The 25234-nt window shown below is 66.2% G+C and carries 23 protein-coding genes; 15 read left to right on the top strand and 8 right to left on the bottom strand.

Annotated features, from left to right (window positions below):
• Nucleotides 1-19: 19 nt before the first annotated feature.
• The 6 genes from nrfD to HV783_RS07330 all read right to left on the bottom strand — a co-directional run bounded on the left by nrfD (nucleotide 20) and on the right by HV783_RS07330 (nucleotide 6622).
• Nucleotides 20-1054, bottom strand: coding sequence for an NrfD/PsrC family molybdoenzyme membrane anchor subunit (gene nrfD, locus HV783_RS07355; RefSeq protein ID WP_175188893.1), 1035 nt, complete (start codon nucleotides 1052-1054; stop codon nucleotides 20-22).
• Nucleotides 1055-1067: 13 nt separating this feature from the next.
• Nucleotides 1068-1835 carry a sulfate reduction electron transfer complex DsrMKJOP subunit DsrO gene (gene dsrO / locus HV783_RS07350; protein WP_175188892.1) on the bottom strand — a complete coding sequence of 256 codons (768 nt, stop codon included), beginning with the start codon at nucleotides 1833-1835 and terminating at the stop codon, nucleotides 1068-1070.
• Nucleotides 1836-1937: 102 nt separating this feature from the next.
• Entirely contained in the window at nucleotides 1938-2639 is a 702-nt protein-coding gene (gene torD / locus HV783_RS07345; RefSeq protein WP_254603843.1) for a molecular chaperone TorD, read from the bottom strand.
• 26 nt (nucleotides 2640-2665) lie between these two features.
• Nucleotides 2666-5191 (bottom strand): trimethylamine-N-oxide reductase TorA, encoded by a 2526-nt coding sequence (gene torA / locus HV783_RS07340; protein WP_175188891.1) that lies wholly within the window; start codon nucleotides 5189-5191, stop codon nucleotides 2666-2668.
• Between the two features lie 7 nt (nucleotides 5192-5198).
• Nucleotides 5199-6419, bottom strand: coding sequence for a pentaheme c-type cytochrome TorC (gene torC, locus HV783_RS07335; protein WP_116793368.1), 1221 nt, complete (start codon nucleotides 6417-6419; stop codon nucleotides 5199-5201).
• A gap of 38 nt (nucleotides 6420-6457) precedes the next feature.
• Nucleotides 6458-6622 (bottom strand): hypothetical protein, encoded by a 165-nt coding sequence (locus HV783_RS07330; protein WP_175188890.1) that lies wholly within the window; start codon nucleotides 6620-6622, stop codon nucleotides 6458-6460.
• A 413-nt stretch (nucleotides 6623-7035) separates the two neighbouring features.
• On the opposite strand from HV783_RS07330, the gene ccmA reads away from it, so the two are divergent.
• From ccmA to ccmI, 9 genes are read left to right on the top strand one after another with little or no spacing between them, the layout of a single operon-like run.
• Nucleotides 7036-7662: a cytochrome c biogenesis heme-transporting ATPase CcmA gene (ccmA, locus tag HV783_RS07325; protein ID WP_116793369.1), complete on the top strand. Its 627-nt coding sequence runs from the start codon at nucleotides 7036-7038 to the stop codon at nucleotides 7660-7662.
• The gene (gene ccmB / locus HV783_RS07320) at nucleotides 7659-8339 is read left to right on the top strand and encodes a heme exporter protein CcmB (protein ID WP_116793370.1); all 681 of its coding nucleotides are present in this window, start codon (nucleotides 7659-7661) and stop codon (nucleotides 8337-8339) included. The genes ccmA and ccmB overlap by 4 nt, the downstream gene beginning before the upstream one ends.
• Nucleotides 8340-8341: 2 nt before the next feature.
• Nucleotides 8342-9145 (top strand): heme ABC transporter permease CcmC, encoded by an 804-nt coding sequence (gene ccmC, locus HV783_RS07315; protein WP_437341316.1) that lies wholly within the window; start codon nucleotides 8342-8344, stop codon nucleotides 9143-9145.
• Nucleotides 9142-9351, top strand: a complete 210-nt coding sequence (gene ccmD, locus HV783_RS07310; RefSeq protein WP_254603842.1) for a heme exporter protein CcmD — start codon at nucleotides 9142-9144, stop codon at nucleotides 9349-9351. Before ccmC ends, ccmD begins: the two co-directional genes overlap by 4 nt.
• The gene (gene ccmE, locus HV783_RS07305) at nucleotides 9348-9797 is read left to right on the top strand and encodes a cytochrome c maturation protein CcmE (RefSeq protein ID WP_175188888.1); all 450 of its coding nucleotides are present in this window, start codon (nucleotides 9348-9350) and stop codon (nucleotides 9795-9797) included. The genes ccmD and ccmE overlap by 4 nt, the downstream gene beginning before the upstream one ends.
• Nucleotides 9794-11785 carry a heme lyase CcmF/NrfE family subunit gene (locus HV783_RS07300; RefSeq protein ID WP_175188887.1) on the top strand — a complete coding sequence of 664 codons (1992 nt, stop codon included), beginning with the start codon at nucleotides 9794-9796 and terminating at the stop codon, nucleotides 11783-11785. The genes ccmE and HV783_RS07300 overlap by 4 nt, the downstream gene beginning before the upstream one ends.
• Nucleotides 11782-12315 carry a DsbE family thiol:disulfide interchange protein gene (locus HV783_RS07295; protein ID WP_068959608.1) on the top strand — a complete coding sequence of 178 codons (534 nt, stop codon included), beginning with the start codon at nucleotides 11782-11784 and terminating at the stop codon, nucleotides 12313-12315. The genes HV783_RS07300 and HV783_RS07295 overlap by 4 nt, the downstream gene beginning before the upstream one ends.
• Entirely contained in the window at nucleotides 12305-12868 is a 564-nt protein-coding gene (locus HV783_RS07290) for a cytochrome c-type biogenesis protein (protein WP_175188886.1), read from the top strand. The genes HV783_RS07295 and HV783_RS07290 overlap by 11 nt, the downstream gene beginning before the upstream one ends.
• A complete protein-coding gene (gene ccmI, locus HV783_RS07285; protein WP_175188885.1) occupies nucleotides 12865-13902 on the top strand; it encodes a c-type cytochrome biogenesis protein CcmI in 1038 nt (345 codons plus the stop codon). Before HV783_RS07290 ends, ccmI begins: the two co-directional genes overlap by 4 nt.
• 118 nt (nucleotides 13903-14020) lie before the next feature.
• On the opposite strand, the gene HV783_RS07280 is transcribed toward ccmI, so the two are convergent.
• On the bottom strand, nucleotides 14021-14563 hold the full coding sequence (locus HV783_RS07280; protein ID WP_049074728.1) for a DNA-deoxyinosine glycosylase: 543 nt from the start codon (nucleotides 14561-14563) through the stop codon (nucleotides 14021-14023).
• Between the two features lie 252 nt (nucleotides 14564-14815).
• Here HV783_RS07280 and HV783_RS07275 point away from each other — a divergent pair, with 252 nt between their 5' ends.
• A complete protein-coding gene (locus HV783_RS07275; RefSeq protein WP_049074729.1) occupies nucleotides 14816-15679 on the top strand; it encodes a pirin family protein in 864 nt (287 codons plus the stop codon).
• A 384-nt stretch (nucleotides 15680-16063) separates the two neighbouring features.
• On the opposite strand, the gene HV783_RS07270 is transcribed toward HV783_RS07275, so the two are convergent.
• Entirely contained in the window at nucleotides 16064-16795 is a 732-nt protein-coding gene (locus tag HV783_RS07270; RefSeq protein WP_026382211.1) for a hypothetical protein, read from the bottom strand.
• A gap of 431 nt (nucleotides 16796-17226) precedes the next feature.
• On the opposite strand from HV783_RS07270, the gene HV783_RS07265 reads away from it, so the two are divergent.
• The 5 genes from HV783_RS07265 to HV783_RS07245 all read left to right on the top strand — a co-directional run bounded on the left by HV783_RS07265 (nucleotide 17227) and on the right by HV783_RS07245 (nucleotide 24576).
• The gene (locus HV783_RS07265) at nucleotides 17227-17748 is read left to right on the top strand and encodes a sigma-70 family RNA polymerase sigma factor (RefSeq protein WP_175168090.1); all 522 of its coding nucleotides are present in this window, start codon (nucleotides 17227-17229) and stop codon (nucleotides 17746-17748) included.
• Nucleotides 17749-17764: 16 nt separating this feature from the next.
• Nucleotides 17765-18760: a FecR domain-containing protein gene (locus HV783_RS07260; protein ID WP_175188884.1), complete on the top strand. Its 996-nt coding sequence runs from the start codon at nucleotides 17765-17767 to the stop codon at nucleotides 18758-18760.
• Nucleotides 18761-18967: 207 nt separating this feature from the next.
• A complete protein-coding gene (locus tag HV783_RS07255) occupies nucleotides 18968-21733 on the top strand; it encodes a TonB-dependent siderophore receptor (protein WP_254603841.1) in 2766 nt (921 codons plus the stop codon).
• 249 nt (nucleotides 21734-21982) lie between these two features.
• Nucleotides 21983-22873, top strand: coding sequence for a hypothetical protein (locus tag HV783_RS07250; protein WP_064523586.1), 891 nt, complete (start codon nucleotides 21983-21985; stop codon nucleotides 22871-22873).
• A 170-nt stretch (nucleotides 22874-23043) separates the two neighbouring features.
• Complete coding sequence (locus HV783_RS07245) at nucleotides 23044-24576, top strand: surface lipoprotein assembly modifier (protein WP_254603840.1); 1533 nt, start codon at nucleotides 23044-23046, stop codon at nucleotides 24574-24576.
• Nucleotides 24577-25234: the final 658 nt, after the last annotated feature.

Genomic DNA, 25234 nt, shown 5'->3' with positions numbered 1-25234 from the left:
TCTTGTCGGGGCCGGCGGCTCAGGCCGCCAGGCCGCGGGTGCGGGCCGGGAACCGTTCCAGCGCATAGGTCACGGCGGCCATCAGCGCGGCGCACAGGCCCAGCACGCCGATCATGCCGAGCAGGCCGTCGCTGCCCCAGGGCATGTCGTACAGGTACAGGCCGGCGCCATACTTGGGCACGCCCTGCACGCTCATGAACACGACCCAGCGGAAGATCCAGGCGGCGGCCAGCATGGTCAGCGCCAGCGCGGCCGACGGCAAGGGCGCCGCCAGGGTGCGCGGCGCGCGCTGCAACAGCGCGATCATGCAGAACGCCGTGGCCACGGCGCCGGCCAGGCTGGCGCGCCATACCGGGAACTCGCCGAACAGGCGCAACGCGGCCTCGAACGACGGGTCCGCGCCCAGCAGTCCCAGCAGGATCCACGCGCCCGCGCCAATGGCCATCATCACCACCGCCGTCACGCTCAGGCGGCGCAACAGGTCGACCGGCAGCGCCTTCAGGCCGCCGGGCAGCCAGCGCCCCACCAGGAACATCGCCCCCAACGCGCCCAGCCACGCGGTCAGCGCGAAGTTCAGCGGCAGGAACGGCGTGTGCCACAGCGGCCGCGCCCGCAGCACCATCACCTCGGCGCCGGTGTAGACCAGGATCGACACCGCCGACAGCGCCAGCGCGATGCCCAGCAGCCGTACCCAGACCATGCGCCCCCACCACCAGGCGGCGCAGAACAGCACGGCCAGCCCGGTGAAGACCGGCAGCAGCAGCGCCCCCAGCCACATCCACGACCACGGCGTCAGCCGGGTATAGAAATGCCAGAAGCGGCCCGGCTGGTGCAGGTCGGCCAGCAGCGACACGGGCGCGGCGATGGCGCACACCAGCAGCACGGTCACGGCCGCCGGCAGCAAGCGGCGGGCCGGCGAGCCGGCCTCGCCAAACGCGGCGCCGGCCGCCGTCAACGCGGCAGTGGCGGCGATGCCGATAAGAAAGAAATACTGCACCGCCCACGGCAGCCAGGCGGCGTCATAAACGGGCGTCAGCAATTCGGTGATCTGCATGAGGCTCCCCTACTCAGTGGCCGCCGGCCAGCCGCACGCCGGCCTGGCCGTCGATGTGGTGCACGAAGGCATCCGGCAGGCCGATGTAGTAGACGTGCGGGTCGGTCTTCATCTCGGGCTTGAGCACCTTGATGTCGACGCGATGCTCGGCCATCAGCCGCGAAATGGCGCTGTCCGGATCGTTCAGGTCGCCGATGACACGGGCGCCGCCCACGCAGCTTTCGACGCAGGCCGGCAGCAGGCCGGCTTCGAGCCGGTGCTCGCAGAAGGTGCACTTGTCGGCGGTCTGGGTGTCGTGATTGATGAAACGGGCGTCGTACGGACAGGCCTGCACGCAATAGCCGCAGCCGACGCAGCGCTGGTTGTCGACCAGCACGATGCCGTCCTCGCGCTGGAACGTGGCCTGCACCGGACACACCGGCACACAGGGCGGGTTGTCGCAGTGGTTGCACAGGCGCGGCAGCATCACCATGGCGCAGGGGCCGCCATTGTCGGGCTGGACTTCGTATTGCAGGACGGTGGTGCGGAACTGACCGACGGGCGGCAGGTTTTCCAGCGAACAACTGACCGTACAGGACTGGCAGCCGATGCATTTGCGCAGGTCGACCAGCATGCCGTAGCGCTTGCCAGGGATGCCGGGACGACGAGGGGGTTGCTGGTTGATGCCGGTGCCGGCTTCGGCACGGATGGGGATGATGGTGGCCGCGGCGCTCAGGCCGAGCAGGTTCTTCAGGAAACCACGTTTGCCCGGGAGGGGGACTTCGGGTGGGGGGTGAGGCACAGACTTCTCCGCGAATTATGTCGTTGTGCCATTAACTTATCGCTTTTAGTTATATAGAGAGTTGATGCCGATCAATGGGGGACGGGTTTATTTCAGACGTTCTTATGCCTCCACCTCGAAAGACCGCAGGAAGTCGCGATCCTGGCGCAAAAACGCGGCCAGCAGCGCGCCGACGGCCGGATAGAAACGGAACGTCAGGGACTTGATGGCGTGCATGCGCGCCAGCCAGGCGTCGATCCAGGACAACAGGGCGGATTCAATGAACGCGGCCTGCTCCCGCGCCTGGCCCGCGAGGTCGGCGGGCCGATCGCAGGCCTTCGCCCAGTGGGACATCAATGCCAGCATGACGGCGAGATGGTCTTCCGGCTCCTTGAACGGTTCGTCGAGCCGCAACCGATTGGACGCCAGCATCGCGCGCATCAACAGCGCCGGTTTGCCGTACAACTGTCCGCCGCCATCCAGATAGTACGAGGCGTAAGGAAGCGGGCAGGCACGGCCCTCCATCAGGAACAGGGTGGCGAAGTCGGCGGCATTCTCGACCGCGGCATCCGCGTGCCGCGCCCACTCCTGGAACACCCCGGCCACGGCGTCCGCCTCGCGCGCCATTCCGAGTTCGGCAAGGACGGCCATGATGTCCGCGGCGCCCCCTCCCTGGTAAAGCGCCATGGCGTCCCGCCCCAGCTCCCGGGCGAAGAGGGTGGAAAACCATCCATACAACTGCGACCGCAGAGAGGACGCCGCCACCCATTCCGGGTCGATGTGCTCGCTGTTCAATTGCTGCTCCGCGAAAAAGAGGGAGGGCAACACGCCCTCCCCGGCTATCCCAGCTCTCAAAGGCTGGCCATGAGCTTGCCGTCGATATCGACTTCGGCCGGACCGCCGAATGCCGTCACCGCCGGCGCGGCGCCCTTGAACAGCTCGATTTCCACCAGGCAGGTATTGGCGCTGGTCGCCTGCGCCAGCTCGGATGAGCCGATGTCCAGCGTCAATGTATTGGGATCGCCGTAGGTATCCAGCGCGCCGATCTCGGGTCCGGTCGGCCCATACCAGGCGCCCTCGTGAATGCGGACCACCCCGGGCGGGAAGTCGCTGGAGATGGCGGCCCCCGCCAGCAATTGCCCGCGGTCGTTGAAGACCCGCACCAGGTCGCCCTGGCGGATGCCGCGCTGCCGCGCGTCCTCGGGGCTGATATAGACGGGCTCGCGCCCCTGGATGGTGTAGGTCGCCCGCCGCGACGGTGATTCGCACGTCTGCGAATGCAGGCGCTCGTTGGGATGCGAGGACTGCATCCAGAGCGGGTACTTGTCCGAACGTGGACCGCTGTGCGACCGCTCGGCCTTTTCCATCCAGAGCGGATGCCCCTTGCAGTCGCGGTAGCCGAAGCTGGCGAGCTTGCGGCTGTAGATTTCGATGAACCCGGACGGCGTGCCCAGGGCGTTGACTTCCGGATCCTCGCGGAAATCGGCATGCCGCACCCACGGCTTGCCCTCCGGGAACAGCACGTAGCCCTGTTCCCAGAACTGCGCGAAGGGCGGCATGGCGAAGCCCTTGCCGGCGTTCTCCTTGCGGCACTCTTCGTACAGGAATTCGACCCACTGCATCTCATTCATGTTGCGGGTGTATTCCACATCGCGCTGCATGCGCTTGCAGAAGTCGGTCCAGATGTCGAAATCCGAACGCGAGTGAAACAGCGGATCGACCAGCTTGTGCATGGCGATCACGCCCCGGTTGGAGAAGGTCCCGTAGGCGTCGATGTCATTGCGCTCGAACGGCGTGCAGGCCGGCAACACAATGTCCGCGAAGCGGCAGGTGGCCGTCCAGTTGTAGTCGATCGCGACCACGGTCTCCAGCTTCTGGTAGGCCCGCTTCATGCGATTGCGGTCCTGCTGCCGGTGCCACTGGTTGCCGCCCGAGAAAATGGCCATCTTGTAGGGCGGCAGCTTGACCTTGTGGCCGTTGTAGTTGATTTCCTTGCCCGGCTCCAGCAGCGCGTCGATCACGCGGGCCACCGGCACCACCGCGCTGTAGCCTTGATAGTCGTCGTTCTCGTGCCGCGGTTTGCGGCCCGGATCCAGGTTCAGCGGGAACGAGCCCGGCATCGACGCCCCCGAAGCCGGCACGCCCGCCGAACTGTAGTGGTGGACGTAGCTGATGCCGCCTCCCGGCAAGCCGATCTGGCCCAGCATCGTGGCCAGGATCGCGGCCATCCAGTAAGGCTGTTCGCCGTGCTGCTGGCGCTGGATCGCCCAGCCGAAGATCAACTGCGTGCGATTGCCCGCCATCAGGCGCGCCAGCTCGCGGATGCGCCCGGCCGGCACGCCGCAGATGGACTCGGCCCATTCGGGGGTGCGCTCGATCTTGTCCTCGGTCTTGCCTTCGACATAGGCGATGAATTCCTCGAAGCCCACGGCATAGGTCTCGATGAATTTCTTGTCGTACAACGCCTCTTTCCACAGGGTATGGATAAGGCCCAGCATCAGCGCCACGTCCGTCATGGGGTTGACGTACTGGTGTTCGCAGCCCAGGTAGTTGCGCGTCTTGCTTTTCACCGGGTCGACGCTGATCACCGAGATCTCGCCGCTGGCCACCTTCTGCTTGAGCCGCGCCAGATGCTCGTAGGCCTCGTGCGTTTCGGTGTTCCACCCCACCTGCAGGTTCTTGATCGGGTCGCTGGCCCAGAACACCAGCACCTGCGTCTCCTTCAGGATGATCTCCCACGACGTGCCCTGCGAGTACACCTCGGTCGACCCGAGCACATAGGGCAGGATGGTCTGGCCGGCGCCGGTGGAGTAGTCGCCGGCCGTGCCGACGCTGTTGCCGTGCATCCCCATCGCCCGCAGCATATGGTTGCCGCAGCTATGCATCAGGCCCACCGCGTGCCAGCCGACGTTGCCCACGTGCAGCGCCCACGGACCGTAGTCTTTCTGGATACGCTCCAGCTCGTCATAGACCAGGTCCAGGGCTTCGTCCCAGCCCACCCGGATGAACCGGTTGTCGCCGCGCGACGCCTGGCCGGCCTGGCTCGGGGCCGCGCCCGCGCGCCGGTTGCGATACCAGTCCAGGCGCACCATCGGGTACCGCACCCGCGATGGGCTGTACAGCACGTCGAGCGTGCCGTCCAGAATCGGCGTGGGGTGCTTGTCGAACTCGAACGGCTTTATTTCCACCACGTGGCCGGCCACGACCCGGGCCCGGAAGGCGCCCCAATGTGCACCCGAGAACTTCCAGCGACCAGGATCGGCCGCGGTGGCGCCCGCGGCCCGCACGACATTGCCATTGCGCAGAAGCGGCGGCACCACGAAGGAACCCAGTGAAGCGGCGACACCGCCCATGAAACGTCGACGGGAGATTTTCATTTCTTGCTCAGTGGGCCGAAGCCACACCGTCCTTGGCTACGAAATCGGAGGAATGCAACTGCAGGTACTTCAGGACCAGCCTGGCGGTCGGATCATCCATGTTGGTGAACCCGACCATGCCGCCGAACAGCCCCGGCCATTGATTGGCGTCGTGCGAGGCCTCGTTCGGCTGGCGATGGCACACGCTGCAGCTTTGCGAATAGCTCTTGCGCGCCACCGCCCAGATCGGCTCGACGTCAGCCACCAGGCCGCCGCCGCGCAGCCAGACCGTCGCGGAGATCTTCTGCCACTGCAGGCCGGTCACGTCGTCGATCCGGCTTTCGATCACATGGACCACGCCGTCGTCGCGCGACACGTCCTGGCTCAGCACGGCGCTGGTGATATTCATGCCGAACCGGCCGTACAGCACGCGGGCGTAACCCTTGTTCTTTCTCCAGAGCTGCAACTCGACCTGCACCGCGTCTTTTTTCTTCTGCAGCACCTTCACGCCGGTGGCGATCTCGATGGCGCCAATCTCGCGGGCCAGGCCCTCGTCCGCGTAAATCGGCTGCGGCATGACGCTGTAGTAGTCGCGGCCGGCGTCGATGGCGGCGCCGCGAGCGTCGGCGGTGAGCGCCGCCAGCGCCGGGTTGCCCTGCGACTTGACCTCTGGCAGCCGGTGCGCGATGCCCTTATGGCAGTCGACGCAACTGGCATCGCGTTCGGCCGCGCCGTGCATGGTGGTCTGCGAGGTCACCCGCATCTTGTCGAAATCCATGCTGGCGTAATCATGGCAATTGCGGCATTCCTTGGAGTTGTTCGCCTTGAAGCGGGCCCACTCGCGCGTGGCCAGCACGATGCGGTGTTCCTGGAATTTCTCGGGCGTGCCGATGGTGCCCATCAGGTGCCCGAGCACTTCGCGCGAGGCCTGCATCTTGCGCGCGACCTTGGAGGTGAAGTCATGCGGCACGTGGCAGTCCGGACAGTGGGCGCGCACGCCCGAGCGGTTCTTCCAGTGCACGCTCTGCTGCAGCTCGGGCAGCACCGTGTCACGCATCGAGTGGCAGGAAATACAGAAGGCCTCGGTGTTGGTGGCGTTCATGCCGGTATTGAACAGGGCCAGGAACGTCACGCCGCCCAGGAACCCGCCGATGACCAGCACGCCCAGGCCGATGCGGGTGGCGGGCCGCAGCAGCAGCGCGCCCGTCCATTGGATGATGGATTTGGCGATCTTGAAGGGATTTTTCATGTCGGTGGCTCAGGCTGCGGCTTTGTAGAACGGAGCATTCATACCGGCGGCCCCCAGAACAGGATCTGCCCGAACCAGACGACGAATCCGTAGATGCAGATCATCAGGAACGCCACGACGGGACACGCCACAAAGGCCAGCGACAGGAACTTTGCCCACTCGGCCCCACCACCATTACTGCTGTGCTTGGGTTTGCTTTTCACGGAGTACAACTATTTGGATATGAACGGCGACTGCGTCGAACCGCGTCGCGGCACAAGCAAGGCCGGCGGTCCCCGCGAGGGCCGTTGGCGGTTCGATGCCTTTTCATGATCGACGCGCGGCCGACCCTCGCATGTTGATCTCCGTCAAGCGCCGCAGGTCGCACGCGCCATCGCGCCCATTACTCAGACCGATCCGAAACCACGGCCGGGTGACCTCCGAAAAACGCATATCGTGGCGCGGCGATCTGCACCATGGTGAGGCCGACGGTAAACGCGTCCGACATAAATCCAAATGCGCCGCGGCCAAGCAAAACGGCGATCCGGATTCATTAATATCCGATCCCGTTGTCGGCTTCGCGCCGCCCTTGATGCAGCGGGGATTGTTGTCATGACTATCTGGATGGGCACCAGCCATGCTTGAAGCGCAGGGGCTCACCTGTTCGAAAGGAACCCGTCTGCTGTTCGAAGACGTGTCGTTCCAGCTATGCGCGGGGCAACTGCTGCGCGTGACCGCGCCCAACGGCCATGGCAAGACCAGCCTGCTGCGCATCCTGTGCGGCCTGGCGCACGCCGACGCCGGCACGGTGTGCTGGCGCGGGGCCGACATCCACCGCCTGGGGCCGGCCTACCGCCAGCACCTGCTCTACCTGGGCCATGCCGACGCGCTCGCCGATTCCCTGACCCCACTCGAAAACCTGCGCTTCCTGTGCCAGGCCCAGGCCGATGCCGTCTCCGCCGCGGCCTGTCGCGACGCGCTGTGCCGGATGGGCCTGGCGGCGATGCTCGACCTGCCGACGCGCCTGCTGTCGCGCGGCCAGCGGCGCCGCGTGATGCTGGCGCGGCTGTCGCTGCGCCCGGCGCGGCCGCTGTGGATCCTGGACGAACCCTTCAACCTGCTCGACGCGGCCACGGTGGCGGCGCTGACGCGGACGCTGGCAAACCATTGCGACAACGGCGGGTGCGTCCTCCTGACCACGCACCAGGAGGTGGCCTTCGACCGGCCGGTGCGCACCCTCGATCTTGGTCCAGGCGCGCCATGACGCGGCCGGCCAGTCCCTTCTTCGCCGTCCTGCGGCGCGATCTGCTGCTGCTTGGCCGAGGCCGGGCCGACGCCGTCGTCTCGCTGCTTTTCTTCGTGCTGGTCGCCTGCCTGTTCCCGCTGGGCGTGGGCGCCGATGCGGCCTTGCTGCGCACGCTCGGGCCCGGCGTTCTATGGGTCGCCGCGCTGCTCGCCGCGCTGTTATCGCAGCATCGACTGTTCGCGCAGGACCACGCCGACGGCACGCTCGAACAGCTACTGCTTTCGCCGGGCGCCGCCACGCTCTGGGTGCTGGCCAAGATCACGGCGCACTGGATCGGAACCGGTCTGCCTTTGATCGCCGTGGCGCCCGTCATGGGCCTGCTGTTTGACCTGGGTCAGTGTTCGCGCCTGACCCTGTCGCTATCTTTCGCGCTGGGAACGCCGGTGCTGGCCCTGGTCGGCGCGATCGGCGCCGCGCTCTCCCTCGGGATGCGCGGCGGCGGCGTGCTGCAGGCCCTGTTGCTGCTGCCCTGGTTCGTGCCGGTGCTGATCTTCGGCGCGGGCTCGGTGGCCTCGTGTGGCACCGGCCAGCCGCCCGCCACCCCGTTCCTGCTGCTTGGCGGCGCGCTGCTGGCGGCGCTGGCGCTGGCCCCGCCCGCCTGTGTCCTGGCGCTGCGCTTCGCCGTCGAAGAATGAAGATGCCTCCCATGCCTGCCCTCCCGCCCGCTCCTCCCGCCCGCCGCGCCACCCGTCTGCTGCGGTTCGCCGCGCCACAGGCCTTCTATCCGCTGGCGGGCAGGCTGGTTCCCTGGTGTGGCGGGCTCGCCATCCTGCTTGGCGCATGCGGCCTGGCGATCGGCTTCTTCGTCGCGCCCACCGATGCCACCCAGGGCGAGGTCTACCGCATCATTTTCATCCACGTCGCCGCCGCGTGGATGTCGCTGTTCATCTATCTGCTGATGGCGTTCTGGTCCGCGCTCGGCCTGATCCTGCGCACCCGACTGTCGTTCATCATGGCGCGCGCGCTGGCTCCCACCGGCGCGCTGTTCTGCTTCGTCGCGCTCTGGAGCGGCGCGCTATGGGGCCGGCCAACCTGGGGCGCTTACTGGGTCTGGGACGCGCGGCTCACCTCGCAATTGATCCTGGGATTCCTGTACCTGGGCTACCTGGCGCTGACCGCCCTGACTGTCGATCCCCATCGCGGCGACCGCGCCGGGGCGCTGGTGGCCCTGGTGGGCGCCATCAACGTACCGGTCATCTATTTCTCGGTGTCCTGGTGGAGCACGCTGCACCAGGGCGCTTCGGTCAGCCTGACGCGCGCGCCGTCCATGGCGGCGACCATGCTGGCCGCCATGCTGCTCATGGCCCTGGCCGCGTGGGCCTACACCGCCGCCGTCGCGCTGGCGCGCGCGCGCGTCATGATGCTGGAGCGGGAGTGGCCGGCCGGCTGGGTGCGCGAGCTGGCGCGCCGCGAGACGGCGACGCGCAAGGAGCCGGCATGATGCACTGGCAATCCTGGGCCGCGTTCTGGCACATGGGCGGGCGCGCCGCCTTCGTCTGGGGCAGCTACGGCATGCTGGCCCTGCTGGTGCTGGCCGAATGCGTGTCGCTGGCCCGGCGGCGGCGGCGCGCGCGGCGGCGCCTGGCGGCGCTGGCTAGCGCCAATCCCACGGCCAGGCAGCAATCACACGACAGAGGACCGGCATGACCCCCCCCCGCCGCCGGCGCCTGCTCCTGCTGCTCTGTGCCTTCGCGCTGCTGAGCGCGGCAGCCGCCCTGATCCTGACGGCCATGCGCCAGAACCTGGTGTTCTTTCACACGCCCAGCGAAATCGCGCGCGGCGAGGCGCCGCGGCAGCGGCTGTTCCGCGTCGGCGGCATGGTGCTGGCCGGCTCGCTGCAACGCGAGGCCGACGGCCTGGGCGTGCGCTTCATCGTCACCGACACCGCCCACGAGGTCCCCGTGGTGTATCGCGGCGCCCTGCCCGACCTGTTCCGCGAAGGCACGGGCGTGGTGGCCCAGGGCACGCTGGACGCCGACGGCGTGTTCACCGCGACCAGCGTGCTGGCCCGCCACGACGAGAACTACACGCCGATCGAAGCGCGCGACGCCATCGCGCGCGCCCACGACGCCAGCAGGACGGTGCGGCCATGATCGCCGAAGTCGGCCACTTTTCCCTGATGCTTGGCTTCGCGCTGGCGCTGGTGCAGGCCATCGTGCCGCTGTATGGCGCCTGGCGCGGCCGCGCGGCGCTGATGGCGGTCGGCCGCGGCGCCGCGCGCGGGCAACTGCTGTTCGTGCTGCTGTCATACGCCTGCCTGCACCTGCTGTTCATCGCCAATGATTTCTCCGTGCGGCTGGTGGCGGACAACAGCCACAGCCGCACGCCGCTGATCTACCGGATCACCGCGGTCTGGGGCAACCACGAGGGCTCCATGTTGCTGTGGATCGTTTCGCTGTCGCTGTGGACGGTGGCGGTGACGCGCTGGAGCCGCGGGCTGCCCGAGGCCTTCACGGCGCGGGTCCTGGGCGTGCTGGGCGCGGTCGGCGCGGGCTTCACCGCCTTCACGCTGCTGACCTCCAACCCCTTCTCCCGCCTGCTGCCCGCGGCGCGCGAGGGCCGCGACCTGAACCCGCTGTTGCAGGACCCCGGCATGATCATCCATCCGCCCTTGCTGTACCTGGGTTACGTGGGCTTCAGCATCGCCTTCGCCTTTGCCATCGCGGCCCTGATGACGGGACGCCTGGATGCCGCCTGGGCGCGCTGGTCGCGGCCCTGGACCGTGGCCGCCTGGGTGCTGCTGACCGCCGGCATCGCGGTGGGATCGAGCTGGGCCTATTACGAGCTGGGCTGGGGCGGCTGGTGGTTCTGGGATCCGGTCGAGAACGCCTCGTTCATGCCGTGGCTGCTGGGCACCGCGCTGATCCACTCGCTGGCCGTGACCGAAAAGCGCGGCGCGTTCCGCGGCTGGACCGTGCTGCTGGCGATCGGCACCTTCTCGCTATCGCTGCTGGGCACGTTCCTGGTGCGATCCGGCGTCGTCACCTCGGTGCACGCCTTCGCCACCGACCCGGCGCGCGGCGTGTTCATCCTGTGCCTGCTGGTGACGGTGGTGGGCGCATCGCTGTTGCTATACGCCTGGCGCGCCCCGCGGCTGCAGGGCGGCGGCCACTTCCAATTGGTATCGCGCGACGCCGCCTTGCTGGCCAACAACGCGCTGCTGTCCGTGGCCTGCGCGGCGGTGCTGCTCGGCACCCTCTACCCGCTGTTGCTCGACGCCCTGGGCCTGGGCAAGATTTCGGTGGGACCGCCCTACTTCGACACCACCTTCGTGCCGTTGATGACGCCGGTGCTCGCGCTGCTGGTGCCCGGCGCCGTGGCGCGCTGGAAGGCCGACACCTGGCAACGGCTGGCGCGCCGCCTGGGGCCGGCCGCGCTCGCCAGCGCGCTGCTGGGCCCGGCGCTGGGCTACGGGCTCGGGCACTTCACCTGGCGCACCTGCCTGGGCCTGGCGCTGGCGGCCTGGATCGTGCTGGGCAGCCTGCACTTGCTGGCGGAGCGCCTGCGCGGCGGCGGGCGGGCCGACATCGCCACCCGCCTGCGCGGCATCCCCGGGAGCTGGTGGGGCATGTGGCTGGCGCATCTGGGCCTGGGCGTGTTCATCATCGGCGTCACCATGGTCAACAGCTTCCAGTCACAGCTCGACGTGCGCATGCTGCCCGGCCAGACAGCCCATCTGGCCGGGTACGCCTTCACCTTCGGCGGCGTCGAGCAGGTCGCCGGCCCCAACTGGATCGCCGCGCGCGCCACCCTCGACGTCGCGCGCGGGGGCAGGCATGTCGCCACGCTGCGGCCGGAGACCCGCCACTACGTGACCCAGGCGATGCCGATGACGCAATCGGCCATCGACGTCGGCCCCTTGCGCGATCTCTACACCGCGCTGGGCGAAGGCCTGCCCGACGGCGGCTGGATCGTGAACCTGTTCCACAAGCCGTTCATCAGTTGGATCTGGGCCGGCTGCGCGCTGATGATCCTGGGCGGCCTGGCCGCCGCCGCCGACCGCCGCTACCGCAAGCCGGCTTCGCGGCGCGACGCCTCGCCCACGAGCCACGGCCGGCTGCCTCAAAGCGAACAGCCATGAAACTACGATCCCTCGTGCCCCTGCTGTTGTTTCTCGGGCTGGTAGCCATGCTCGCCGTCGGCCTGGGCCTGGACCCGCGCGAATTGCCCTCGCCCCTGGTTCGCCGGCCAGCGCCGCCCTTCACGCTGGCGCGGCTGGACGCGCCGGGAGGCCAGTTCGGGCTGGACGATATGCGCGGCCGGGTCTGGCTGCTCAATGTCTGGGCCAGCTGGTGCGTCGCCTGCCGCGTCGAACACCCCGTGCTGCTGCGCGCCGCCCGCGAAGGCCGCATTGCCATCGTCGGGCTGGACTACAAGGACGAAGACAGCGCGGCGCGCGAATGGCTGGCGCGCCTGGGCAACCCCTACACCGCCACGGTGCTCGACCCGCGCGGCAAACTCGGCATCGACTATGGCGTGTACGGCGTGCCCGAGACCTTTCTCATCGACGCCCAGGGCGTCATCCGCTACAAGCACGTCGGGCCGGTCACACAGGACGTGCTCGACAACATCCTGATCCCCCGAGCGCGGGAGACGCTGAATGAACCCTGACATCCCCCGCCAGCCTCGCCCCACGATAGGACGCACCGCCGTGGCCAGCGGTTGGCACGCGACCGGCCGCGGCATCGCGCTGGCGCTATTCATTGCGGCCCGGGCCGTGGCCAGCGAGGCGCCCGCCGCCGCGTCCGACCCCGCCCTGGAAGCGCACGTCCAGGCCTTCACGCGCGACCTGCGCTGCCTGGTGTGCCAGAACGAATCCCTGGCGGACTCGCGCGCGCCGCTGGCGCGCGACCTGCGCGACGAAGTGCGTCGCCTGTTCCGCTCGGGTCAGGACGAGGTCCAGGTGCGCCAGTTCCTGGTATCGCGCTATGGCGACTACGTGCTCTATCGCCCGCCGCTGAAAGCCCGCACCGCGCTGCTGTGGATCGGGCCCGGCGTGCTGCTTGCCGGCGCCATGGGCGGCCTGCTGTGGCGCTTGCGGCGCCATACCCGCGCGCCGGAGGCGCCCTTGCCCGAGCCGCAAGCGCAGGCGGCCCGGGCCCTGCTGGCCGAGCCCCCGCAAGACGCCGGGCCGTTCGCCGCCGGCGGGGAGCGCGCTCCATGACCCTGTTCTGGCTCCTCGCGGCCGGCATGGTCGCCGTCGCCCTGCTGTTCGTGCTGCCGCCCCTGCTGGCGCCAGAAGCCGCCGGCCGGCGCGGCGGCTCGCCCCAGGCGCAGGCATCCCTGGCGGTGCTGCGCGAACAACTGGCGCAATTGCAGGCCGACCATGCCAGCGGGCGAATCGCCCCGGACCACTATGCCCAGGCGCGCGCCGAGATCGAGCGGCGCGCCCTGCGGGAAGGATGCGCGGCGCCGGACCGCCTCGATACCCGGCCCGCGCCCCGCTGGGCCCTGGCGGTGGCCTTGGGGCTGGGCGCGATCAGCGTCGGCCTGTACGCCGCGCTCGGCGACCCGGCGGCCCTGACGCCGGCGGACGCCGACCCGCACGCGTCGCCCTCCGCCAGCGCCGGGCACGACGCCGGCGATCCCATGGCCGAACGGCTGGCCGGCTTGATCCAGCACCTGCAGGCCCACCCGGACGACACCGAGGGCTGGATGACATTGGCCCACACCTACGCGACGCTGGGGGACTTCGCCGGCGGCGCGGCAACCTGGGCGCGCATGGGCGCCCGGGCGCCGCAGGATCCCGGCGTGCTGGCGGACTGGGCCGACCTCCTGGCCACCGCGGCGGACGGAGATTTTTCGGGCGAACCCGACCGCCTGATCGGCCGGCTGCTGGCGCTTGCGCCCGACGACGTGAAAGGCCTGGCCCTGGCCGGCACCAGCGCGTTTTTCCGCGGCGACTTCCACGGGGCCATCGACGCCTGGGAACGCCTGCTGCCGCTGGTCGACCCGGATGGCCCCGTCCACGAGCAGGTCCAGGCCAGCCTGGCGCAGGCCCGCCGGGCGGCCGAGGGTGCGGCGGCTGATGGTGCGGCGACCGATGGTGGGGCGGCCGAGGGTGCGGCGACCGATGGTGGAGCGGCTGATCGTACAGCGGCTGATCGCACGGCGGCTGATCGCACGGCGGCCGGCGCGGAATGCCCCGCCTTCCCGCCGGGAGCTCGCGCCAGTGGCGGCCGCGGCCGGCAGGATTGACCGTCCGCATTCCTCACGGCCAATCCACGCCCGCCTCCCGCTGTTCCCGTTGCCCCTTCGGCGCGAGATCTCCCGCCGTGCGTCGCTGCCCGGGCGACGCCAGCGCCCGGGCGCAGGATCAGGCAGGCACCGTCAACGCCTCGCGCCAGGCGGCCAGCTTCTTCTCGAACGACGCGGCCGCGTGGGCCGGGCTGGTGGATGGCAGGTCGACGTACTCCAGCGGCCGCGCCGGCAGGCGCGGCAACACATGGCGGCGGTACAGGCTGGCCGCCTTGGCGCCGTTGAAGCAGACCCGCACCAGGCGCGGATGCGCCAACAGGAACGCCGCGAAGTCGTTGGGCACCAGGGTATCGCCGCGGATGTCCGCATCCAGGCTGCCCGGCCGTTCGCAGGCCTGCAGCACGTCCCAGAGCGCGACGCCGGCGGATCGCAGCGCTTGCAGGCGCCGCGGGTAGTCGGCGGCGGGATCGAACCCCAGCACCTGGCCCGCGATGGGCCAGAAGGCGTTGCGCGGATGGGCGTAATAACGCGCCTGCCGCAGCGAGGCGACGCCGGGCATGGAGCCCAGCACCAGGATGCGGGCGTCGGCGGCGGCAACCGGGGCGAAGCCCTGGACGTGGGCATATCGGTCGGCCACGGTGGTATCGGCAATTCGTTGCATGGCGCAAGAATACCCGGGTTCGCGGGCCTTCCGCCGCCGCCCGCGCCGGCCACCGGAACGGGTCCGGGCCCGGATTCCTCCCGGCGCCGCGCGTGCCTCACTGGCAACACCTGCCCAGGTCTGGCGCTATCAGTGTCCTATTCCTGGAACAGTGCTTATCGATGGCGGGGACTACCGAAAGCGGCCTCCCGCCCTTATCTTGACAGGTATGACGAACGGCCCCGCAGGGGCCGCGCAACAGGAATGACGATCATGAAGAAGATTCTGGGTGTGCATGCCAGCCCGCGTCCCCACTGGGTGGGCGACGGCTTTCCGGTGCGCTCGATGTTCTCGTACAACGACAAGGGCAAGAACGTCAGCCCGTTCCTGCTCCTGGACTACGCCGGCCCGGCGCAATTCGCGCCGGCCACGCAACCGCGCGGCGTCGGCCAGCATCCGCACCGCGGCTTCGAAACCGTGACCATCGTCTACAGCGGCGAGGTCGAGCACCGCGACTCCACCGGCAACGGCGGCGTCATCGGGCCCGGCGACGTCCAGTGGATGACCGCCGCCTCGGGCATCCTGCATGAAGAGTTCCACTCCCCCGCGTTCACCCGCCAGGGCGGCGAGCTGGAGATGGTGCAGTTGTGGGTCAATCTGCCGGCCAAGGACAAGAAGGCGCCGGCCGGCTACCAGAGCCTGCTGAACGCGGATATCCCGGTGGTGTCGCTGCCTGGCGATGCCGGCTCGCTGCGCGTCATCGCCGGCAGCTACGGCGGCCAGACCGGCCCGGCGCGCACCTTCACGCCGATCGACGTGTGGGACGTGCGCCTGGCCGCCGGCAAGACCGCGACCTTCGCGATCCCGGCGGGCCGCAACAGCATGCTGGTGATGCTGCGCGGCACGGTGCTGGTCAACGGCGAAGCGGTGGCGCGCGACGCGCAACTGACGCTGTTCTCGCAGGATGGCGACGAGATCACGGTCGAAGCCAACAACGACGCCGTTTTCCTGGTGTTGAGCGGCGAGCCGATCGACGAGCCAGTGGTGGGATACGGGCCGTTTGTGATGAATTCGCAGGCGGAGATCGTCGAGGCGATCCAGGACTTCAATGCCGGGAAGTATGGGCAGATGCATTAAAGGACGGGACCGGCGTTAGCTGGTCGGTCCTGCTGGATGAGGCCGCGTTTCCTGGGTTGGGGAACGCGGCTTTTTGTTGGGCTATGGAGTTACGTGAAAGTGGCATTACGATCCGCCGCCTGAGCGGCTGCTGTGCGTTTCTTCTTCATCGGCATATCCATGATCTTTAGTCCTCATGATATGCCCCGCACACAAAATTGCGGATAGGCCCGCCTTGATTGAAAACCCGTCCCTCGCGGACTCAAGCCCGTCTTTGGCCGGAAGCTGCCCCGCGCGGATGCCAGCTTCCGACCCAATGCCGACCGTGGAACGAGCGAAGTATTGATGCCTCTTGTCAAGAAGGTAGCGGACGTTCATCGGACGAGGTCGTAAGGGTCGCTGATGCTACCCGAGCCTCTGTTGCTCAGACACGGCCCCCATATCTTTGATCTGCGACCGTTGCAACTTGTGCGCCTCGAAATAGTTACGGACCACCCCGTCCCGATGCGGGTTTGGCATATAGCATCGCCCACCGTTCGCGGCAGTGATTGCCTTGACGGACTTTGCGATATTCGCGGTCTGCCCCAGTTCAAACGCTTTGAGGTCCTCCGCGCTGAAGCGCGGCGTCCATTCGCCCCAACGTCCTAGTTGTCGTCCATCGAGGAGCTCATTCGCAATCAGCCAATCGTAGAACATTGCGTCGTCCAGCCACTGAGTGCTAATGACCTTACTGGCTTCGGAGTCACGATAAAACGCCTCGAGATGCTTGGAAAGATGGTCGCGTATTAAACCGCCAAAGTCCACGTGTTCGGCGCTGACTCGCTCATACATATCTAGCAAAGCCACTCCAGATTGCATCGCATTGAGAAGTGCCTCGCTGTACGCGTATTCGGAAGCGAAAGCGCGCAGCTTGATGATGTCCAGCAACTTGCCGAATAGCATGTTGAGTTTGACAGCACTCTCCTGCAACGCCTCGCGTGAGGATTTCAGCTCGAGACGCAGTTCGAATGCGTCTCGCTCCCCCCGCAGATCAGCCACCAGTCGTTCAACATCGGGGATTACCTGATTGTGGAAGTGATTTACCGTGATGTTGAAAATTTCAACGTTGGCAGGCGCTGTCGGAACGATCGCGGACATATGTTTTCCCTATGGATATGGTTTGAAATGGCTTGGGCGTCAGCGCGCTTGCGTTGATATTGCATACTATGCCCGCTGCGTTGCATTGTATCCACCCCCTGAAGCGGGATGGCCCGAACATGCATGCCAAACGACTATTGGATGACGCAACGCACATCGCGATGGTCGAACGTCCATGGATGAAGTACAGCTGTCGCACGAATGTCGAAATGTCCACCAGAATGAGTGACTCTTCCTGGCCGGAAGCGGTCCTCGCCAAATCACATCAGTGACCCACATTAAGCTGACCAAGCACTTCCCCGACAGCCACGACGGTGCCCTCCCACCTCAGACAAACCCGATTTCCCCCAGCCCCCCGCCCATCCCCCTACCCCATCGACTATAAAAACAAAACACTTCCCATTCGCACTTCACTCCCCGCCGTCCCCACCATGAAAAAGTGCCTCGCCCCCACCGCCCACCAGGTCGGTGGCCTATACCGCGAGCATCACGGTTGGCTGCGCAACTGGCTTCGCACTAAAGTCCGCCGCGCCGAAGACGCCGACGATCTGACCCAGGACACTTTCGTCCGCGTGCTGTGCGCCGCCACTCCCCTCCACATCGACACCTCCCCCCTGCGCGAACCGCGCGCCTATCTGGCTACCGTGGCCGGACGGCTGGTGGCCAATTTCTACCGGCGGCAGGCGCTGGAAATCGCCTATCTCGAAGTCCTGGCCTCCCTGCCGCATCAGCAGGTGCCTTCCCTCGAAACCCAGGCCCTGGTGCGCGAGGCGTTGTTCGAGTTCGATCGCATGCTCGACGGCCTCGACCCGAAGGTGCGGCAGGCCCTGGTGCTATCGCAGTTCCAAGGGTTGCCCTACACGCAGATCGCCGTGAATCTGAATGTCTCGCTGCGCACGGTGAAGAACTACATCGCGCGCGCCATGGCGCACTGCTGCCTGGCGGCCTTCTGATCCCCCGGCAGGTTGCATGGCCGAGTCCCGCCCGCCGTCGTCCGCCGAGGAATCGGCCGTACACGAAGCCGCCCGCTGGTTTGCCTGCCTCATGGCCGAAGACGCGACGCCGCGCGATCGCGTTGACTGGCAGGCCTGGCTCGACGCCAGCCCCACGCATCGCCAGGCCTGGGAACGACTGCAGAAGATGCGGGGCGCCTTCAGCCGCGTGCCGGCTAATGTCGCCACGGCCGTGCTCACCCCGTCCGCGCGCCGGCGCGCGCAGCGCCGCAGCCTGCTGTCGTTGATGGGGATGGGCCTGCTGGCCACCGGCACCTATGGCGTCATGCGGTCAGGGGAGTCGGACATCTGGCAGACCGCGACCGGCGAGCTGCGCCAATTTCAACTGGACGACGGCTCGCAGCTCTATCTAAACACCGCCACCTGCGTGACGCTGGATTTCAGCGACGCGCGGCGTCGGGTGGTGCTGCGTGCCGGCGAGATCCTGATGCAGGTCCATCAGGACCAGACCTCGCGGGCCATGCCGCGCCCGTTCGTCGTCAGCACGCCGCATGGCGACATCCTGCCGCAGGAGGCCCGCTTCACGGTGCGGCTGGATACCCGCGACACGCGGGTGCAGGTGTTGCAACATTCGGCCACCATCCTGCCTGGCCAGACGCAGAATCACCCTTCGATCCGCATCCCTGCGGTGCTGCTGCGCGCCGGTCAGGCGGTGTCGTTCGATGCCGACGGCGCGGGGCCGGTGGGCGCCGCGTCCTTGGATGCGCAGGCTTGGCTGCATGGCCGTCTGGTTGTAGAGGATCGGCCACTGGCCGAGGTCGTCGCCGAACTGGCGCGTTATCGGCCCGGCATTCTGCGGTGCGATCCGGCGGTGGCCGATCTGAAGGTCTCCGGGGTCTTCTCATTGCGGGACACCGACGAGGCGCTGGAAGCAATCTCGGACAGTTTCCCTGTGCAGGTGCGGCGGCATACGCGCTACTGGGTGACGGTGCTGGCGCGCCCAGGGGCGTAGCCGGGGCGGTGGCGCAGGCGGCGGCCTCGTGCCCGACGCCACGGGTCAAGCGTAAAAGCGATCACATAAGTATTTTTTTAAATCGCATTTGCACTTTCGTAGTACGTCGCGTGTCCTCAATGACGATGGCGCTCGCCATGGACGCGAACCGAACCGGTTCCGGCCATGGCCTCGCTTCCCGTTCAATCACTATGCCGCGATATGTCCATGCACGATCACCCCTCCACTTCACCGGCCTGCGCGCCTGGCCGCTCCTCGCACCCTGCCGCGCCGGGCGCGCGCCAGTTCACGCTGAATCTCACGCTCATATGCCTGTTGGCCGCCTTCACGCCGCTGCGCGCCGCCCACGCGCAAACGCCCTCGGCAGCCCTCGCCGCCAGCACCTTGCAGGTGGACATCCCGGCCGGTCCGCTGACCACGGTGCTGAACCAGTACGCGCAGGCGGTCGACGTCAGCCTGTCGTTCGACGCCTCGCTGCTTGCGGGAAAGGAATCCGCCGGGTTGCGGGGAAGTGTTGAGGTGGAGGCGGGTTTCCGCCGCATCCTCCAAGGCAGCGGATTCGAAGCGGTGGCGCGTGCGCCGGGGCGCTACATGCTGCGCGGCTTGCCGAAGGCGGCAGGCGAGGACGCCACCGATGTGACCCAGCTGAACGCCGTCACCGTCAGCGGCTACCGCGAAGGCGACGCGCCCAACCGGGGCTACACCGTCAGCAGCACGTCCAGCGCCACCAAGCTAGACCTGGCGCCAAAGGAAACGCCGCAGAGCATCACCACGTTCACGGCGCAGCAGATTCAGGATCAGGGGTTGTTGACGGTCAGTGAAGTGCTGGACCAGACGCCAGGCATCACACTGATTACCGCCGGCGTGGCGGGCGCCGGGAACCAACCTGTCTATTCACGGACTTTTCCGGTCACTTCGGTGCAACTGGATGGCGTCATGGCCAGCAGCTACATACTGTCCGGCTCCGCCAACGGCAACATCGGGCTGCAGGATTCCTTTCTGTACGAGCGCATCGATGTGATCCGCGGCTCCAACAGCCTGACCGGCGGCGAAGGCGATGCGTCGGCCAGCCTGAACTTCGTGCGCAAGTATCCCTACCTGGATCGTCACCTGTCGGCGAATTTGAAATACGGCAGCTGGAATAATCGCCGCGCCGAGCTGGACCTCTCCACGCCGGTCAACGACCGGTTCCGGGTGCGGCTGGCGGCAGCCATGCAAAAGGGTAATCACTGGGTCGAGCGGGTCAAGAGCAATCGAGGCGCGGTGTCGCTGATCGGGCAATTGGATGTGACGGAGAACAACCGCATCAGCGCCGGCGTGACGCAATTCGACTTCAAGCTGGACGGGGCCTCGCCGCATGGCTTGGCGAGGTATTCGGAAGTGTCAAACAACAGATTCCGGCCTGGAGAAAAAGAATTTCTACCGGAGGGCATACGCGACCTGCCACCAGGCGACAGCGTATTGCCAACCAGAGGCGTCTCGCGCGGCTTCAATAACGCAACCCCTTGGTCACACACCCATCGTAATTACACCAATCTGTTTCTCACCTGGGACCATGCTTTCAACGACGACTGGTCATTCAAGGCCAGCTACAACCATGCCAGCAACATGGACGACCAGTTGTACGGGGAAATGGGATCCCGCTATTACGTGCCCCAAGCGGGGTTGGCCAGCTACGTTGCCAAACGCGACCATCAAGAGAACATCGTCAATGCCGTGGATGTTCACCTGAAAGGCCGTATTGAGGCATTCGGCCGAGACCAGGAATTCGTCGTGGGCGCCAATGCCTATAACGTGAATCACATGGTCTACGGTGGCTATGATTCCTTCGGGACGGCGGAATACCCCCTACTCGCTTTCGAGTCATGTGGCCGCCGCAATCGCTCTTGCCTCCCACCGAGGTCGCCCATGGACCGCACGTCGATAGGTGCAATTCCCATCAAAGGCTGGACCGCTCGCCTTCCCGAGGAATCAGAGTTGGCCGGCTCCCGCAGGGACATGTACAGCGCCAGGGAACGATATATCACCAAGCGCCGGCAAACCGGGTACTACTTCAGCAGCCATTTGCGACCGATTTCGCGCGTTCATCTCATTCTGGGCGGGCGTTGGGCCAAGGATGTGGAGACGGACCATGTCGACACCGACTGTCTAGTCGACCACTGCAACTCCACCCACTTCCTTCCCAATTCCACCAACCCCACCATGCGCCCGAAGTTCCTGCCCTATGGCGGTCTGATCGTCGAACTGACGCCGCAGATCAATGCCTACGGCAGCTATACAACGTCCTACGTGCGCGACCCCGTCTATAACGGTTCAAACGGTGGCACCAACGCCATTACCGGCGATTACCTCCCCCCGGTGCGCTCGATCACCGAGGAGGGAGGCCTCAAAGGCGCATTTTTCGACGAACGCCTCAATATCGCAGCATCCTACTTCAGGATGACACAAAAGGACTTTCCCTTTCAAAGCTACGACCCCAACGCCCCGACTACTGACAACAACGGCTGGCGCGTCTATGGATGGGAATTCAATGCCACCGGCGCTATCACGAAAGACTGGAATATCGCCGTGGGCTACGTCAAACAAAAACAGGTCCTGCCGCCATTCAAGGGGGAGATCATGTTTTCGGCGGTTGACGACCTGACCGGCAGCTATCGCGCGCCCGAACAATCCTTCAAGTTGTTCACCACCTATCGCGTCAAACGCCTGACCATGGGCGCGGGCGTGCGCTGGCAGAGCCGCACACAGTCCGCCTGGATTCCCATGGACTTAGAGCACCGCAAGCAGGACTACCTGATGCGACAGGACGCCTACTACGTCGTCGACCTAATGGTGCGCTACCAGATCGACCGGCACTTCAGCATGCAACTGAACGTCAACAACATATTCGACAAGGTCTACTACCAGCATGAACGCTCCTTTAATTCAGCACCGCCACGGAATGCGTTGCTGACCTTGAGCTACCGCTTGTGAAGGTATCCGGATCATCCGACGCGCAGCCGTCCTCTGCCGCATATAACCGAATCGGACGAAAGGCTGCATGGGTTTGGCACACGGCGTGCACTTTCACCACTGGTCGCGTGTCCTCCTAGATGTGTGGATCCTAGCCGATCAGGTCGCAGTCCTGGCGACAACGCTGGCTGCCGGGTTCACCCAGGTCCCCAAAAATCAACCCTTGTTGCCACTGGGGATCGTTCATCATCCCTTTTCAAGGACACGACCATGCGCAAACTCGCCTCACTTTCCGCCGCCTTGCTGATGACCGGATCCGCCGGCGTCGCCTCCGCAGGCTGGAACCAATTGGACCTCGACCAACCCAGCAACCTGGAAGAACAAGCAAATGTCGTTTACCAGGGCTCGTTCAATTACAACGGTCAGACCTACGGTCCCTCCACTTCCGCGGCCGTTCCGACTCAGGCCAGCACAGGCATTTCCAACGTATTCGATCTGAACTCCCTGCAAGCCTTCACCCTGTACGGCAAGAACGGCCCCGCAGGCACAGGTCGCAACGATGATCTGAGCCTGACCTCCAATGACAATTCCGCGGCCGCCGGCGTCAAGTCTCCGGTGGTATACCGCGTCTACCGCCAGAACTACTCGGCGGCGGTGGTCAACCTTGCACGTGGCACAGTGGGCCGCCACTTCGTCAAGAGCATCGTCGGCGAGCAGACCGCGCCGGATACGCTGGTAAATGGCACCTACAACTACGCCGGTGTGACCTTCTCGAACTTCCCGCGTGGCATGTTCGATTACCAGGTCACGGTAACGGGCCCCAGCTCCGCCACGGGCCAGGGGTCATTCTCGTTGGACGAGATCAAGATTCCTGCCAAGATATCCTCGACCGGCAAGGACATTGTCTTCAACATCAATAACGGCAAGCTGGATCCGACGGCTTTGGATGCGACCGGCAACGGTCTGGTCTTCGCCGGAGACGTGACTATCACCACGAACGACGTCAGCAATCCCGACGCGTGGAAGGAAATCGGTGGTCTCGTAGCGAAACCGGAATATGACCTGACGCTCTTTGGCCCCAACGGCGCGGAAATCGCAGGCGCCATCAACGGTCTGCCTGACCGCGTCGGCTCCGTCGCGGTCATCGGCGCAAAACAGTAATCGCTACCAGAAGGTCGGAGCAATATCTCTTCAACATCAAATAGATAGCGACCCAAATCGGACTGCTATTTGATATTGGCCGCCATTGAATTGCGATCGCTCCCATCACGGACTGCAGGGATTCCCCTGCAGTCCTTTTGCCTATTCAAGCCGCCGCATCCGGAAGACCCGTGCCGCACCCTCTCTGGTCCAACCCCTCTCGCCGTCATTCACTGTTCACGGCAATCGTCATCAGCCTGTTGGTCACGGGCTACCCGCTTACGCTCCAGGCCCAACCCGCCACGCCGTCACCCGCCGTCCTGCCCGCTCCCGTCCGCCCCCTGGAGCCGGACACCCCGACGCTCCCCCCTCCCCCTCGCCCCACGCCCGCCATCACGCACCGCCAGCCCACCCAACCAGCCCAGCCCCCCGTCGAACTGACCGACCAGGACCTGGCCGACGACCTCAAGCTGACCGAACGCATCCTCAACCAGGCGATGTTGCAAGAGGACTGGAGCACCCTGCGTCGGGTGATGCGCTTCTACCCCTGGATGGCCGGCGTCGATCCGATCCTGCGCGACTACGTGCATGGCGCGCTGCTGCGCCACGACGGGCGGCTGGCCGAGGCCATCGCGTTGTACCGCCAACTGGTGGCGCAGCATCCCGACCTGGGCTACGTACGGCTGGAACTGGCCACCATGCTGATGGAGGATCGCCAATTCGCGCAGTCCGACGCCGAGCTGGCCGACCTGCGGCTGGGGTCGCTGGAGCCGGCGGCGCAGCGCAGCGTCATGCGTTACCGTCAGGCATTGGCGCAGCAGCGCCGCTGGAATTTCCGCCTGGGCGCGGGCACGGTCTACAGCAACAACGTCAATTCGGCCAACCGCGACCCAATGCTGTACCTGCCGGTCGCGACACGGCAAGGTCCCGTATGGGTGCCGTTCGCGAAGGGCCGCGACGCGTTGCCCAAGGCGGATTGGGGGTTGAAATACAGCAGCAGCGCCAATGTCGAACGCAATCTCGGCGGGCATCACTACTACACGCTGGGCGCGGATATCGACGGCACCGCGTATCGCGTGCAACGCGACTACAGCGACCGCTCCCTGACCTTGCGCGGCGGCTACAAGTGGCAGGATGCCACGCGCTGGTTTGCCGCGACGCCCCAGGCGGGCCGCAGCTGGATGGGCAGCCGGCGCTATAGCCACAACCGCGGCTTGAGCCTGGAGTACGGGTGGCGGCCAACGCCGGGGTGGCAGTTGATGGGGGCCTGGCTGTGGCTCAAGCGCGGCTATGACGATCGGGCCTATGCCGCCTATGACGGCCATCTGGACGTGCTGTCGCTGACGGCCATCCGCGTGTTCTCGCCAGCGCTGTTGGCTTACGCCAGCGTCGGGCTGCAGCGCGAGGCGGTGGCGGCGGGCGAATACACCTATCGCTTTCCCTGGGCGCAGCTGGGCGTGGTCAAGACCTTTGGGCAAATGTTGGGCACGCGCTTGAGCGCCCGCTATGGCCGCCAGGCGTATGAGGCGCCCTACGCCCTGTTCCTGAACCAGCGGCGGCGCGATCATGAACTGCGCGTGGACGCCTCGGTCTGGAGGCCGGACCTCAAGATAGCCGGGATGGAGCCGAAGCTGAACCTCAGTTACCTCAAGATCACCAGCAATCTGCCCATGTATGCGCGGGACCGGACCGAGGTCAGCCTGATGCTGGAGAGGCGGTTCTAAACAGCATCCGTGTCGGCGACCAGGGCAACAATCCGTCCACGCTCACACGTTCTGGCCCTTTCTCACTGCCATGGATATCTCCTTGAGCATCCAGGCGAAAGTCGTCGCGGCGCGAGTCCCCCCTGCTCCCTTCGGCCACGGCAAGCGGAGTTGTCGAAACAATTCCGGCTGCGTGATAGGGACGAAATTGCCGCGCCCGAAGCCCGTCGCCGCCGTTTCAGGAACGATGTCCCAAGCTGCCCATCCCCGGAGACCGCCAGGAGCGACTCCGTGCTATCCGTTTCCGCCGCTATCGGCAATTGCACATTGGCGGCCTTGAACGCGTCTTCGATCAGCATGTGCGTCGAGAATTTCGGCGGGAACAGGGCTAACGGAATCGAAGCCAGAACGGTCTCCGGTCCGTACTTTCACGCCGATCGAGGCCGTTTGTGATGAATTCTCAGGCGGAGATCGTCCTGGCAATCCAGAATTTCAATGCCGGAAAGCATGGGCAAATGCACTGGGAGGCCGGATCGGCGTTGACGCGCCAGCGCGCCTCGGCCGGGTAGTCTCGGCCAGAAAGTCTCATGACGCGCCCCGAATCACTGCCAAAGTGATGCAATTTTCGCGAGGAACGTGACAGAATATCGGGCACCCGCGTCCCGGCTGTACCGCCGAA

It is taken from the genome of Achromobacter dolens (assembly GCF_902859745.1).
Lineage (GTDB): Bacteria > Pseudomonadota > Gammaproteobacteria > Burkholderiales > Burkholderiaceae_B > Achromobacter > Achromobacter dolens.
This window is presented reverse-complemented; position numbering and strand designations above follow the sequence as displayed.